The organism is Sphingobium sp. CECT 9361 (assembly GCF_918741285.1).
GTDB lineage: Bacteria > Pseudomonadota > Alphaproteobacteria > Sphingomonadales > Sphingomonadaceae > Sphingobium.
This window is the reverse complement of sequence record NZ_CAKKNC010000005.1, coordinates 212,349-226,257: the sequence shown is the minus strand read 5'-3', so window position 1 is coordinate 226,257 and position 13,909 is coordinate 212,349. Positions and strand designations below refer to the sequence as shown.

At 61.4% G+C, this 13,909-nt stretch carries 15 protein-coding genes and 1 tRNA gene; 8 read left to right on the top strand and 8 right to left on the bottom strand.

The annotated features are described in order from the left end of the window. Positions 1-99: 99 nt before the first annotated feature. Positions 100-486 carry a preprotein translocase subunit SecG gene (gene secG / locus LQ220_RS10330; protein WP_230188233.1) on the bottom strand — a complete coding sequence of 129 codons (387 nt, stop codon included), beginning with the start codon at positions 484-486 and terminating at the stop codon, positions 100-102. Positions 487-571: 85 nt separating this feature from the next. After that, positions 572-1,315, bottom strand: coding sequence for a triose-phosphate isomerase (gene tpiA, locus LQ220_RS10325; RefSeq protein WP_230188191.1), 744 nt, complete (start codon positions 1,313-1,315; stop codon positions 572-574). 165 nt (positions 1,316-1,480) lie between these two features. Between tpiA and LQ220_RS10320 the strand changes: the two genes are divergently transcribed. The 8 genes from LQ220_RS10320 (at position 1,481) to lexA (ending at position 9,925) form a co-directional block, all read left to right on the top strand. Then, the gene (locus LQ220_RS10320) at positions 1,481-3,433 is read left to right on the top strand and encodes a peptidylprolyl isomerase (protein ID WP_230188190.1); all 1,953 of its coding nucleotides are present in this window, start codon (positions 1,481-1,483) and stop codon (positions 3,431-3,433) included. 4 nt (positions 3,434-3,437) lie between these two features. Then, on the top strand, positions 3,438-4,952 hold the full coding sequence (trpE, locus tag LQ220_RS10315; RefSeq protein WP_230188189.1) for an anthranilate synthase component I: 1,515 nt from the start codon (positions 3,438-3,440) through the stop codon (positions 4,950-4,952). Between the two features lie 7 nt (positions 4,953-4,959). After that, positions 4,960-5,544, top strand: coding sequence for an aminodeoxychorismate/anthranilate synthase component II (locus LQ220_RS10310; protein WP_230188188.1), 585 nt, complete (start codon positions 4,960-4,962; stop codon positions 5,542-5,544). Positions 5,545-5,599: 55 nt separating this feature from the next. Then, positions 5,600-6,592, top strand: coding sequence for an anthranilate phosphoribosyltransferase (gene trpD, locus LQ220_RS10305; protein ID WP_230188187.1), 993 nt, complete (start codon positions 5,600-5,602; stop codon positions 6,590-6,592). Then, positions 6,589-7,377, top strand: a complete 789-nt coding sequence (gene trpC / locus LQ220_RS10300; RefSeq protein ID WP_230188186.1) for an indole-3-glycerol phosphate synthase TrpC — start codon at positions 6,589-6,591, stop codon at positions 7,375-7,377. Before trpD ends, trpC begins: the two co-directional genes overlap by 4 nt. Then, positions 7,374-7,847: a cyclic pyranopterin monophosphate synthase MoaC gene (gene moaC / locus LQ220_RS10295; protein WP_230188185.1), complete on the top strand. Its 474-nt coding sequence runs from the start codon at positions 7,374-7,376 to the stop codon at positions 7,845-7,847. Before trpC ends, moaC begins: the two co-directional genes overlap by 4 nt. Continuing rightward, on the top strand, positions 7,844-9,019 hold the full coding sequence (locus LQ220_RS10290) for a molybdopterin molybdotransferase MoeA (protein ID WP_230188184.1): 1,176 nt from the start codon (positions 7,844-7,846) through the stop codon (positions 9,017-9,019). The genes moaC and LQ220_RS10290 overlap by 4 nt, the downstream gene beginning before the upstream one ends. Positions 9,020-9,229: 210 nt before the next feature. Next, positions 9,230-9,925, top strand: coding sequence for a transcriptional repressor LexA (lexA, locus tag LQ220_RS10285; protein WP_230188183.1), 696 nt, complete (start codon positions 9,230-9,232; stop codon positions 9,923-9,925). A gap of 27 nt (positions 9,926-9,952) precedes the next feature. Here lexA and LQ220_RS10280 read toward each other — a convergent pair whose 3' ends face one another. The 6 genes from LQ220_RS10280 to LQ220_RS10255 form a co-directional block, all read right to left on the bottom strand. Continuing rightward, a complete protein-coding gene (locus tag LQ220_RS10280) occupies positions 9,953-10,597 on the bottom strand; it encodes a hypothetical protein (protein ID WP_230188182.1) in 645 nt (214 codons plus the stop codon). A gap of 86 nt (positions 10,598-10,683) precedes the next feature. Beyond that, positions 10,684-10,890, bottom strand: coding sequence for a helix-turn-helix transcriptional regulator (locus LQ220_RS10275; RefSeq protein ID WP_230188232.1), 207 nt, complete (start codon positions 10,888-10,890; stop codon positions 10,684-10,686). Continuing rightward, complete coding sequence (locus LQ220_RS10270; RefSeq protein ID WP_230188181.1) at positions 10,890-11,396, bottom strand: DUF2975 domain-containing protein; 507 nt, start codon at positions 11,394-11,396, stop codon at positions 10,890-10,892. The genes LQ220_RS10275 and LQ220_RS10270 overlap by 1 nt, the downstream gene beginning before the upstream one ends. 670 nt (positions 11,397-12,066) lie before the next feature. Next, positions 12,067-13,116, bottom strand: coding sequence for a Glu/Leu/Phe/Val dehydrogenase dimerization domain-containing protein (locus LQ220_RS10265; protein ID WP_230188180.1), 1,050 nt, complete (start codon positions 13,114-13,116; stop codon positions 12,067-12,069). Between the two features lie 121 nt (positions 13,117-13,237). Further along, positions 13,238-13,314, bottom strand: a tRNA-His gene (locus tag LQ220_RS10260). A gap of 243 nt (positions 13,315-13,557) precedes the next feature. Next, positions 13,558-13,830: an HU family DNA-binding protein gene (locus tag LQ220_RS10255; protein WP_230188179.1), complete on the bottom strand. Its 273-nt coding sequence runs from the start codon at positions 13,828-13,830 to the stop codon at positions 13,558-13,560. Positions 13,831-13,909: the final 79 nt, after the last annotated feature.

Here is a 13,909-nt window from a genome sequence, read left to right as displayed (position 1 = left end):
AGAGGCTTAGCCTTTTACGAACGTGTTGGGCAAGCGCGCGAATCCGCACGCTCGCAAAAATAGTTTCGAGCGAAGAAGTTTTACGTCGAAACGCGAAGGTTAGTTGGCGAGCGGAACGCTCTCGTTGGTTGCGGGCGCTGCGCTATTGCCGACGGACTGCGCCGCCCCGGCAAGCGGATCGCCACCCGCCAGCGGCGCGGCGTTGTTTGCAGGGGCTGCCGGAGCCGTCTTGGCCAGCGACGTATCAATGCTGCTCGGCGCATGCTGAACCGATGCGATAACCGCCAGAACGACGCTGAGGCTGACAAACATGGTCGCAAGAATCGTCGTCGCACGCGTCAGAAAGTTTGCCGCACCGCGCGCCGACATCAGCCCCGAAGGACTGCCGCCAACGCCCAAGCCGCCGCCTTCCGACTGCTGCATCAGGATAACGGTGACCAAGGCGGCTGCGATGATCGCCTGAACGACGAGAAGAAACGTGAAAATCATGCGACTATGCTGTCCGGATAATATCTGTTGCCGCGCACATAGCGAGGTTGTCCTTTCGGTTCAACCTCGCGCTGGCGTATCGTTACGCTGCCGCAGCTTCGATGATCGGTCCGAAGCTGTCGACTTTCAGGCTTGCGCCGCCCACCAGACCGCCGTCGACATCTGCCACGGCAAAGACTTCGGCGGCGTTGGCGGCATTGACCGACCCGCCATACAGGATGCGCATCGCGTTGCCGTCTTCCCCGATCCGCTTGACCAGAGCGCCGCGAATGGCGCTGTGCATTTCGGCGATCTGCTCCATGGTCGGAATGCGGCCCGTACCAATGCACCACACTGGCTCATAGGCAATTGACAGCCACTGTGCTGCTGCCCCTTCCGGTAGGGAAGCTTCCAGTTGCGCCAGCACAAAGGGAACGGCCTCCCCACTGTCGCGTATTTCGAGGCTTTCGCCGACGCACAGGATCACCTTCAGTCCCTGCGCATGGCCAGCCAACGCTTTCCCAGCCACATCGGCATCCGTTTCGCCTTGGTCGGCGCGGCGTTCGCTGTGGCCGACGATCACCCAAGTCGCTCCTGCTTCCCTGAGCATTTCGGCGGACAGGCATCCGGTATGCGCGCCCGTAGCCTTGACGTGGCAATCCTGCCCGCCGATGAAGGCACCGCCTCGCGCTTCGTTCGCCATGCCGATCAGCGTCGCGGGCACACACAGGCCTACTTCGACTGCGCCATGAGCGCTGGCTTCCGCGCCAATCGCTGCCACCTGCGGCAGATGCGCGCGCAGTCCGTTCATTTTCCAGTTGCCGACAACCAGCTTACGTCTTGTCATTACCCCTGATCTCCTGCACGAAATGGGATGTTGCGGCGCAGCGATAGCGGCTCATGCCATATTGTCCACCCCCGCCGCCCGATCTCGTCGCCCGCACTCGACAGCAGCCGGATTCGACCCTAAAGCGGCGGTCGACTTGTCTTTGGCCCTCAGTTCCGGACCCTTATGCTCAGTTTTTTTCGTCGTTTTCTCGGTTCCAAAGTCGGCGCATTCATTGCGCTGGCATTTTTGGGCGTCATTGCTTTTGCTTTTGCGGCTGGCGATATCACCAACACCGGCGGTCTCGGCAATCTTGGCGGAGGCGGTGGCACAGCGGCGAAAGTCGGTGGAGAGAAGCTTTCCGTCACGGAGCTACAGTCGCGTGTGCAGCGGGCGTTCGAGCAGGAGCGCAAGCAAAACCCCGGGCTGCAGATTGGCGAGTTCATCGCCAAGGGAGCCGTCGAGCAAATCTATGACCAGATGGTGGCAGGCCTGACCGTCAGCGCCTATGCCGACGATCAGGGCATGAGCGTGTCGAAGCGTATGGTCGATGGCCAGATCGCCGGCATTCCTGCTTTTCAGGATGCGTCGGGCAAATTCAGCCAGGATTTGTTCCGTCAGCTTCTGGCACGTGAAGGGATCAGCGAGCAGGCGTTGCGCGATGACATGTCTCGCGACCTGATCGGCAAGCAGCTTGTCGGTCCTGCCAGCCTTGGCGTGCGATTGGGCGACAGCCTCGTGCTTCCCTATGCGTCGCTGCTTCTGGAAGCACGCGCTGGCCGCATCGCCGCGATCCCGGCGGCGGCGTTCGCGCCAAAAACCGCACCCACCGATGCGCAGTTACAGAACTTCTACACGAAGAACGCGGATCGCTATTCGATCCCGGAACAGCGCAAGTTGCGTTATGCGGTGATCGACGCCGCCCGCTTCGCCGGTGCCGCCAATCCTACCGATGCGGAAATTGCTGCGGCCTATAATCAGAACAAAGTAAGCTACGCCGCCACTCAGACACGCAATTTCGACCGCCTCGTTTTGCCGACCGAAGCAGCCGCGAAGACGATTGCCGCCGATGTGAAGGCCGGTAAGTCAATGGCGGACGCCGCGCGCGCAGCCGGACTGGCTGTCGCCACGCTGACCAAGCAGACCAAGGCGATGCTGGCGAAGGACGGCAACGATGCCGTTGTGCAAGCCGCCTTTGCTGCACCTAAGGATGGCGTCGTCGGCCCCATTCGTACCGGGCTGGGCTGGCAAGTGTTGCGTGTCACCGCAATCGACACGGTAGCAGAACGTACGCTGGCACAGGTTCGCCCGGAATTGATCGCAACACTTAAGGGGCAGAAGACGGCCCAGCTCATAAGCGATTTCACTGGCAGGATTGAAGATCAGGTAGCCGAAGGCGCAACATTCGATGAAGTTGCAAAGGACAACGGCCTTGCCATCGAAACCTCGCCAGCGGTTATCTCCACCGGTCAGGCTGTGCAGGATAGCATTTTCAAACCAAGCGCCGATCTGCAGGCGCTTTTGAAGCCCGGTTTCGACATGACGGCAGACGACGACGGCCAGCTTGTGCCGATCATTCCCAATCAGCGCTATGCCCTGCTGGATGTGAGCGAAATCATCCCCGCTGCTCCGCCCCCGCTGGCGAAGGTCCGGGACATCGTTGCCAGGCAGTATCAGCTCAATCAGGGTGCGATCAAAGCCAAGGCCGTTGCCGAGGAATTACGGACGAAGATTGCCAAGGGCATGTCGCTCGACGATGCGATCAAGTCTGTCGGCGCTCCCCTTCCTGCGCCACAAAAGGTTGCCGGTCGCCGCGCCGATCTGATGCGCGGTCAGGAACGCCCGCCCGAGGAAATCGCGCTGCTCTTTGCCATGGCACCCAAAAGCGTCAAGACATTGGCCATTCCGAACGATCAAGGCACCTTCATCGTCCAGCTTGACGCCATTCAGCGCGCCGACGCAGCCAAGCAACCTGCATTGGTCGAGAATGTCCGCGGGCAGCTTTCGCAGGTCGCGGGCAGCGAATATGCCGATCAGTTTGAACGCGCGATGGAAAAGCAACTTGGTGTGAAGCGCGATGCCGCTGCGCTCGCAACCGTGAAGCAGGCTTTGCGCGCCGCCAACGGTGTGACCCCCTGATCCTATGACGACGGAGCTGGAAGGGAACGCTTCGGCACGGCAAGCGCTGGCGGAGGGCCGGTCGGCACTCATCTGGCGTCGCCAGATTGCCGATACCGACACGCCGATTTCCGCTGCGCTGAAACTGTTCGAGCCGGATCGCGGCGACTTCCTGCTGGAGTCCGTCGAGGGCGGCGCGGTGCGTGGGCGCTACAGTCTTATCGGCCTCGCGCCCGACCTTGTGTTCCGCGCTGTCGGTGACAAAGCGGAAATCAACCGGAATTGGCAGACCGATCGCGATGCGTTCGTGCCGACCGACCATGGCGCACTTGCCGCGCTTCGTGCCCTGGTTGAAGAATGCAAGGCAGATATGGACCCCGCGCTGCCTTCGGCGCTGGCCTGTCTCGTCGGCTATTTCGGCTATGAAACCATCGGGCTGGTCGAAAAGCTGCCTCGCCCTTCGGCCAATCCTATCGACGTGCCGGACATGCTGTTCGTCCGTCCGACCGTCATTCTGATCTTCGACCGATTGGCCGATGCGCTTTTTCTCGTTGCGCCTGTCTGGAAGGGCAGCTTCACCGAACCGGACAAAGCCATAGGCGCCGCGCATGATCGCATCGATGCTGCAGCGGCGCGTCTCGCCGGGCCAATACCCGACGCCGCGCCATCTATCGAGCTGCCTGACGTCGTCGTCACACCGATCCTGCCCGATGGCCGCTATGGCGAAATGGTGAACGCGGCAAAGGACTATATCGTCGCGGGCGATATCTTTCAGGTCGTGCTGGCCCAACGCTTCACCAGCCCATTTACACTCCCGCCGATCGCGCTTTATCGCGCGCTGCGCCGGATCAATCCGTCGCCCTTCCTCTATTATCTCGATCTCCCCGGCTTTGCGCTGATCGGGTCCAGCCCGGAAATCCTCGTCCGCGCACGTGACGGCGAAGTCACTATTCGCCCCATCGCCGGCACCCGACCGCGCGGCAAAACGGCAACCGAGGACGCAGCCAATCGCGACAGCCTGCTCGCCGATCCCAAGGAACGCGCCGAGCATCTGATGCTGCTGGACCTTGGTCGCAACGATGTCGGCCGCGTTGCCAGCGCAGGCACGGTCACCGTGACCGACAGCTATGGCGTGGAATTTTACAGCCACGTCATGCACGTCGTCTCCAACGTCGTGGGTCAGCTTGCATCGGGCAAAGACGCCCTCGACGCGCTGTTCGCGGGCTTCCCCGCAGGTACCGTCAGCGGCGCGCCAAAGGTGCGCGCGTGCGAGATCATCGCCGAACTGGAACCGGAAACGCGCGGCGCTTATGCTGGCGGCGTCGGCTACTTCAGCCCGGACGGCAATATGGATAGCTGCATCGTCCTGCGCACCGCAGTCCTCAAAGACGGCGTGATGCACGTTCAGGCAGGGGCAGGCATCGTCGCAGACAGCGTGCCCGAATATGAACAGCGCGAATGCGAAGCCAAGAGTGGGGCACTTCTTGCCGCAGCGCGCGAAGCGGTCGCGATTGCACGCTCCGCTGGTTTCGGGCAGTAATACGGTCATGATCCTTGTCATCGACAACTACGACAGCTTCACCTGGAACCTCGTCCATTATCTCATGGAACTGGGCGCCGAAGTGGAAGTCGTCCGCAATGATGCCATGTCTGCCGGACAGGCCATGTCCTCCGGCGCAGAGGCGTTCCTGCTCTCGCCGGGTCCCTGTACCCCCAATGAAGCCGGGATCAGCCTCGACATCGTGAGTGCCTGCGCCGATGCGCGCAAGCCGTTGCTGGGCGTATGTCTGGGCCATCAGTCCATCGGACAATATTTCGGCGGGCGCGTGGTGCGCGGCGGCCTGATGCACGGCAAGACATCGCCGATCACCCATGACGGCACCGGGCTTTTCGTTGGTCTCCCTTCGCCCTTTACCGCGACGCGCTATCACTCGCTCATCGTCGAGGATATTCCCGACTGCCTGCTCGTCAACGCCACCAGCGATGACGGATCGGTCATGGGCTTTCGCCATCGCGACTTGCCCATCCACAGCGTCCAGTTCCATCCCGAAAGCATTGCCACCGAGCATGGCCACGCAATGCTCGCCAATTTCATGACGGCTGCAGGCATGAAGGTCAAAGAGCGCGCCTGAGATTGAGCGGTTTATCGCTCGACAGGATTCGCGCGCTGTGGCTAAGGGAGCAACCATGTCCGCGCTTCCCGATCCGTCCCTGCCCCTAGATCCGGTTACCGCCGCGCAGGCTTTCGCAACCATGCTCGACGGCGGCTCGTCGGACGAAGACATCGCCCATTTCCTGATCGTCATGAGCGATAGGGGGGAAACCTCCATTGAGATCGCTGCCGCTGCCGAGGCAATGCGCGACCGGATGATCCCTATCTCCGCACCTGCAAATGCCATCGATGTGTGTGGAACCGGCGGCGACGGGCACCACACGCTCAACGTGTCCACCGCGGTAGCCTTGGTCGTGGCCGCCTGCGATGTGCCAGTCGCTAAACATGGCAACCGCGCCGCTTCGTCCAAATCCGGTGCCGCTGATACGCTCGAAGCCCTCGGCCTCGATCTCACCCGCGCCGCAGAACTTGCCGAACGCTCTCTGGCCGATCTGGGCATCTGCTTCCTGTTCGCGCAAAATCACCATCCTGCCCTCAAACGCCTTGGTCCGATCCGTAAGGCTCTGGCCCGCCGCACCATCTTCAACCTCATGGGTCCGCTCGCCAATCCGGCCAAAGTGCGTCGCCAACTTATCGGCATAGCGCGCCCTGCCTATGTGCCGATCTATGCCGAAGCGCTCGCGATGCTGGGCGCGGACCGGGCGATGGTGGTTTCGGGCGACGAAGGACTGGACGAGCTTTCCGTGGTGGGCGGCAATGACATCGCCGATGTCACCGGCAGCGGTATCGTTTCCATGCGCCGCTGGTCGCCTGCCGATGCGGGCCTTCCCAGCCATTCGATAGACGCCATCCGTGGCGGCGATGCCACCCACAACGCCGCTGCCCTGCGCGCACTGTTACAGGGCGAACCCGGTGCCTATCGCGATGCCGTCCTCTTCAACGCCGCCGCAGCGCTGATGGTCGCGGGCGCCGTGCCGGACTTGCCCACGGGCGTCGAAGAAGCTGCCGAAGCCATCGACAAAGGGCTGGCCAATGCCCTGCTGAACTGCTGGATAGCGTACACATGACCAACAAACTCACCGAAATCTGCGCAACCAAGCGCGAGGAAGTCGCCGCGCGCCGCAGCGCCATCACCGTTGCAGACCTGCATGACCGGGCGCTGCACCAGACGCCACCGCGCGGCTTCCGTCAGGCGCTCGACCGCAAGGCCGCCACCGGCTACGGCCTCATCGCCGAAGTCAAGAAAGCCAGCCCCTCCAAAGGCCTGATCCGCGCCGATTTCGACCCAGCCTCCCACGCCGCCGCATATCAAGCGGGCGGTGCGGCCTGTCTCTCGGTCCTGACAGACGCGCCCTATTTTCAGGGGCATGAGGATTATCTCATCGCCGCCCGCGCGGCCTGCACGCTCCCCGTCCTGCGGAAAGACTTCATGGTCGATCCCTGGCAAGTGCTGGAAAGCCGCGCCATCGGTGCCGACGCGATCCTCATCATCGCCGCCGCGCTCGACGATGCACAGATGGCCGATATCGAAGATGCCGCCCTCGCGCTCGGCATGGACGCACTGGTCGAGGTCCACGACGCTACCGAACTGGAACGCGCCCTCAAACTCAAATCACGGCTCATCGGCGTCAACAATCGCGACCTGCGCGATTTCTCCGTCGATTTCGCCCGCACCTACGAACTGGTCGATCGCGCCCCGGAAGGCTGCACCTTCGTCGCCGAAAGCGGCCTCACGACACGCGCCGATCTCGACGCCATGGCGGAGCGCGGCGTCCGCTGCTTCCTCATTGGCGAAGCGCTGATGCGCCAGCCCGATGTCGAAGCCGCCACCCGCGAATTGCTCGGCGCATGACAGGCCTCACCCATCTCGACGCCGAAGGCGCCGCTCGCATGGTCGATGTCTCGGCCAAGGCGACCACCGTGCGCGAAGCCGTCGCCACTGGCCGTATCGACATGATCCCCGAAGCTGCCGAGGCCATCGCGCAGGGGCTGGTGAAAAAGGGCGATGTCCTCGCCGTCGCGCGCGTCGCCGGGATCATGGCCGCGAAGAAGACCGCCGATCTCATCCCCCTGTGCCACCCGCTCCCGCTCAGCGCCGTGACGGTAGACTTCGACCTCGACGACACCGGCGTCTCCGCAAAGGCCACCGCCCGCACCGCCGCGCAAACGGGCGTGGAAATGGAAGCGCTCACCGCTGTCTCGGTCGCCCTGCTTACCGTATACGACATGGCAAAGGCGCTCGATAAGGGCATGACAATCCACAGCATCGCCCTGCTATCCAAAACCGGCGGCAAGTCGGGCGATTGGCACGCAGCACGATGAGCCTGCTCCCCGTAGCGGACGCACAGGCGCGACTGTTCGCGCTGGCCAGTCCGCTACCCCACGAGGACGCGCCCCTCGCCCATTGCACCAACCGCTGGCTCGCATCCGACATAGCGTCCCTACGCGATCAACCCTTCGCTGACCTGTCCGCGATGGACGGATATGCGCTCGCGGCGGGCGATGGCCCCTGGCATGTCACGCAGGAAAGCTGCGCAGGCGGCCCGCTCCCCCGACCGCTCGGCGCAGGCGAAGCCGCGCGCATCTTCACAGGCGCCGCCGTTCCGTTCTGCGCGGACGCCATACTCATCCAGGAAAATGCAACACGTGAGGGCGACACCCTTACCCGCGCGACCGACGACCCCCTGCCCCCCGGCCTCCACATCCGTCCGCGCGGATCGGACTTTGCCAGCGGCGATCTGCTCTTCCCCGCTGGAACCCGCCTAGGCCCCGCACAACTCAGCCTCACCGCACTCGGCGGATACGGCGCTCTCCCCGTCCACAGACGCCCCCGCATAGCCATCTTGTCCACCGGCAACGAACTCGTGGCCCCCGGCGCGCCTATTCCGGCGGGCAAGCTGCCCTCCTCCAACGCCATACTCCTCGCCGCCATGCTCGCCGCGTTCCCCTGCGATGTCGACGATATGGGCATAATTCCCGATGATCTTGCCGCCATGACGTCAGCCTTCGATGCCTGCCGCCACGCCGATATCATCGTATCGACTGGCGGCGCGTCGGTGGGCGATCACGACCTCGTCCGCCCTGCCTTCGCAGCGGCAGGCGGTACGCTCGACTTCTGGAAGATCCGGATGCGCCCCGGCAAGCCGTTGATCGCCGGAACGCTGGGCAGCGCGACCTTCCTAGGCCTTCCCGGCAATCCGGTATCTGCCTTCGTCACCGCAACCTTGTTCCTGCTCCCGCTCGCCCGTCATCTGTCCGGCGATCCCACGCCCTTGCCGCGCCTCACCACGGCACCGCTAGCCACCGATCTGGGCGCCACCGGCACCCGCGACGAATATCTGCGCGCCCGGATGACGCAGGAAGGGGCAGTCGCCCTCACCGCGCAGGACAGCGCCGCCACCCGCGCCCTCGCCGCCGCCGATTGCCTGATCGTCCGCCCCGCAGGCGCCGCCATTGCCGGAAAAGGCACCCCGGTCACGATCCTGCCGATATAATCGGCAATCGCGACGCGCTCGTAGGAAGCCGTTCCCCCGCGAAAGCAGGGGTCTAGGGTCTCACGCGCAGTGCTTTGTTGCCCTCTGGCCCCCTGCTTTCGCAGGGGAACGGCATCTTGCATGTCCTAACGCGCATAATCGCCAAACGCTTGACGTGACCCCATGCGTTTCCTATACGTTCCCCGTCCGTTCCAAAGGATGAGGTCTGATATGCTAACGCCCAAGCAGCAAGAATTGCTCACGTTCATCCACAATCGCCTTGAGGAAGGCGGTGTTTCCCCGTCGTTCGAGGAGATGAAGGAAGCGCTCGACTTGCGTTCCAAGTCCGGCATCCATCGCCTCATCAACGCGCTGGAGGAACGTGGCTTCATCCGCCGCCTGCCCAACCGCGCCCGTGCGCTCGAAGTGCTGAAATTGCCCGAAGGACTGGAACGCGCGCGAAAGGCTGCTGCGCTGCTGGCCGCGACCCCTGCGGTCATTCCGCCCAAAGTGTCCGTGCCGCATATTCCCATCGCCGCCAACGACGTGATCGAAATCCCGCTGCACGGTCGCATCGCCGCCGGTGTTCCCATCGAAGCGATGGAGGGGCAGAACATGCTGTCCGTCCCTGCGGCCCTGCTCGGTTCAGGCGAACATTATGCGCTGGAAGTCTCCGGCGACTCCATGATGGAAGCCGGCATCCTCGACGGTGACTTCGCACTCATCCAGCGTACCGAAGTTGCGCGCGACGGCCAGATCGTCGTCGCTCTCATCGACGATGCCGAAGCCACCCTAAAATATTTCCGCAAAGACGGCCCCCGCGTCCGCCTGGACCCCGCCAACAGCGCTTACGAACCGCAGATCTACAACGCGCAACAGGTCCGCATCCAGGGCAAACTGGCGGGGCTTTTGCGGCGATATAACTGATGGGTTGGCGAGATGCTGCTATTTCAGTTACTGCAGTTTAGCGTGCCTAACATCGAACCGCGCTAAAGCATGCTCGGAAACAAACCAAGGTACGCCACAAACGATAGCGCTTAAGTATCCTACGACTATTGTGTCTGCCGCTAATACTATCCATCGTATTACGTGGTGTCCGTTCATTGCGACCATCATCAATGCGTAATGCATTGTCATTATAGGCAGCAATGCAATTAGATTGAACGCTAACGCCCAAAGAAATATTGGTGCGACCTTTCGGGCTGAACGGACCGGACCGCCGCTCTGACCTATTGAAGCTGCTCGGCTCCAATCGGAAAAGAGCAGACTAAGAACAAATGAGATGATGCTAAGAATCATGACAGGTCTACCGAGCGAGGGCGCAAAAACGGGTAGCCAGATCGTTGGAAAGGTGATTGCAGCTTCGAAAATCAGCCAAGGCGTGAATGTCGCAATGCTTCGACCATCAAAACCGAAAGTTCGTTTGCCATCGCCCCATTCTAACCAGCGAATAACCCAATAGCGCGCTATCACCACCGACAATATTTTCACGGTGCCGAACGCCATCCTGAGCATGCTATGCTCGTTTGCCTTGGCGCTGGCGAGATCGGCATAAAAGCCTTGGCTATACTCAGCGACGTGCTGCATCGCTTCGGTCACGATCGGTAAGCTGAATAGCACAGGGCAAGCAAAAGCATAGCGCCAGCAACGCACATAGACGCTCCGTAACGACCATAGCATGGCGTTCACTCCAGCTCGAAACTCAGCAAATCTCCCGGTTGGCAGCCAAGCTCCCGACAGATCGCTTCCAATGTTGAAAAACGGATAGCCTTGGCCTTGCCTGTCTTTAGGATCGAGAGGTTTGCCAGCGTGATGCCGACGCGATCTGCAAGGTCAGTGAGCGTCATGCGCCGCTGCCAGAGAAGATCGTCAAGTTGCACTCTGACAGGCATCAAACTGTACCCTCCAGTTCATCCTGCATAGCTGCTCCCTGTGTAAAAACATGGGCTAGAACAAAAAGAAGCAGTATCGCAATCCATCCGGTTGCAGACGGTCCCCAACCAAAAGGCGCGTGATTAACGAGATGGTTGATTGTGCGAATTGCAAAAGCGAAGCCGGTGTCAAGAATCTGAATTACTAATAAATACCACGCCATAGCTCGGAGCCGTGAGCCATTTGCCGACACAAACGGCTGACCTGCTACGACAGAATCAAGGATGCACAGAATTTGGCGGAAAATTCGATCTACGGCTACGCTGGTCGTAATGCCTATCAGTAGGATGGTCACAACAATCTGCTTAAGGGTGTCAGCGTTGCCCGGCAAAGCAACCCGTTTCACGCGATCTGCAGCAAGCGGAACGTCCAGCAGCACGCAAAGGACGGTTAAGGTGAAGAACGCAATTGCCACCCAATTGGCGAAGGTCAACACCACAATCGAAAGCCGAGTCGCACGCAGCATGACAATCCCGATCCCTGAAATTATTGAATATCGATATATCATGAATTGATAAACGGCAACCTCAGATATTCCCCTGTCCTACACACACCCCACTCCGCTAACCCCCCCCCGTGCTTAGCCCGTTGCCCTGCACGAAGTCCTTGTTCGCGTATCCCCTCTCGCCTCTGCGCTCATGACGCAAAGGCACGACAGCCAGGCGGCAATTTGACTTCACTATGTGCATTCTGGCGACATTCGTGCGGCCGAATAGGACCGCAGCGCCTCATGCTGCAACAACACTAAGTCTCTCAGGCGGGGAGCCTGTGGCTGGCCTGAGCCTGTGCGGCGAGGGAGAAATGCAATGATGGCATTAGACGGTGCTGACCACATGATCCATCCCGTTCCCCGGCGAAGGCCGGGGAACAACCTAGAACCACAGTCCACCATGTTCCTGCGCAGACAGGAACATGGAAGCGCGCGCGTCGGGCTTCGGGGAGTTTCATCCGGAATCTAACCCCGGACAGCCTCAATGGGTGGTGACGTAGTGGGGCCTTTGAGGCTTTTCGCGAAAATCTCCGCCCGCCGCCCCTCCCTATGACACGCCCACGGGGAGGTAACATAGTGTCACCTTTGCAACCTTCCGAGCATCGACAGCCCTCAAAACGAAGCCGCGCGCAACCGACCGACGCGCTTACCCGCGCCCGATCAGCTTCTGCGCCATCGCATCGGCGACATCGGCCGCCGGTCGGCCGCTGGCGGCGCTTTCGGTCCAGATCGCGCGCAGCCGGTCGGGAATCATCTCGATCCGCCCGTTCACTTCATCGCGGTCGCCCTGCCCCAGATATTCAAGGGCGACGTTGATGATCCCGCCTGCGTTGATGACATAATCCGGCGCATACAAGATACCGCGCCCATGGAGCCGCGCTGCATCCGCAGGGGTCGCAAGCTGGTTGTTGGCGCCGCCCGCGACGATTCCCGTCTTAAGCAAAGGAATACTATATTCATTCAGGATCGCACCCAACGCATTGGGGCTGAACACATCCGCTTCCACGCCGATGATTGCCTCCGCTTCAACGGCCTCGCCACCCAGCTCCGCCGCCAGCGCCTTGGCCCGGTCGCTGTTCACATCGGCCAGCGTCAGCTTCGCGCCATCCTTGGCGAGATAGCGGGCAAGACCGCCGCCTACGCTGCCAACGCCCTGAATGGCGACATGCACACCCGCCATGTCGCTTTTGCCCACGGCGTGCCCGACCGCAGCCTTGACGCCCAGATAGATGCCATAGGCGGTAAACGGCCCCGGATCGCCGCCCGCATCACCGGCCGCGACCGGCAAGCCGGAGACGTGCCGTGTCCCCTTGGATATCGTAATCATGTCGGTTTCGGAAATGCCGACATCCTCCGCCGTCACGTAACGACCGCCAAGCGAATCGACCGCGCGCCCGAACGCTTCGAGCATTGCAGGCGTTTTTGTTTTCGCCGCATCTGCCAGGATCACGCCCTTGGCCCCACCCATGGGAAGGCCCGCCATGGCGTTTTTATAACTCATGCCGCGCGACAGCCGCAGCGCGTCGGTGATTGCGTCGGTCCGGTCGGCATAATGCCAGAACCGCGTGCCACCGGCACCCGCACCCAAAGTCGTGGAATGAATAGCGATGACGGCCGTCAGACCGCTAGCCCGGTCACGAAACAGGTGGACACCCTCATGGTCGTCAAAGTCCGGCAGATCCCAAGCAGCGGTCATATGGTCCTCGTAATAAAATTACTGAACCACGCAATAATGCGCCGATGCGGGAAAAGCCACCCGAAAACGCGATGTGCCGCGCGCTTTAGCGCAGCGGCGTCATGCGCAAAAATAAAAATAATGGGGCGACCGATGGGTCTTGAACCCACGACCTCCGGTACCACAAACCGGCGCTCTAACCAACTGAGCTACGATCGCCACACCCGCGAATTGCGGGGAAGACGGCCCATAGGGCGCAGCGGACCCAACCGTCAAGTACGCATTTGCGGCCAATGCACGGCTTGTGCCGTCGAAGGGCCGAAAACGGAAAAAGCGGGGCGCTGTGCCCCGCTTTTCTCCAGCCCTAGCCACACATGCCAACAGTTCGGCGAGATTATCGCCGACCGCTCATCACTACGGCTGAGAGATGTTGCGCCTGTCGCCTTTCGCGGCAGCGGTCGTTTAGTTGACGGCGTCCTTAAGACCTTTGCCTGCCTTAAACTTGGGCTGGGTCGATGCCTTGATCGTCATGGTCTCGCCCGTACGCGGGTTACGTCCGGTCGACGCTTTGCGCTTGGTGACCGAAAATGTTCCAAAGCCTACCAACCGGACTTCGTCGCCCTTCTTCAATGCACCGGTCACAGCTTCGAACATGCCTTCGACTGCCTTGATCGCGTCGCTTTTGGAAAGGCCGCTACTGTCCGCTACTGCGCTAATGAGATCCTGTTTATTCATGTTCTGGGAACCCCTTGTTGGTTTGATCGTCGGGAATCGCGGGCTAGGCAGGCAATAAAGGCGCAGGATTTTGCCGCTG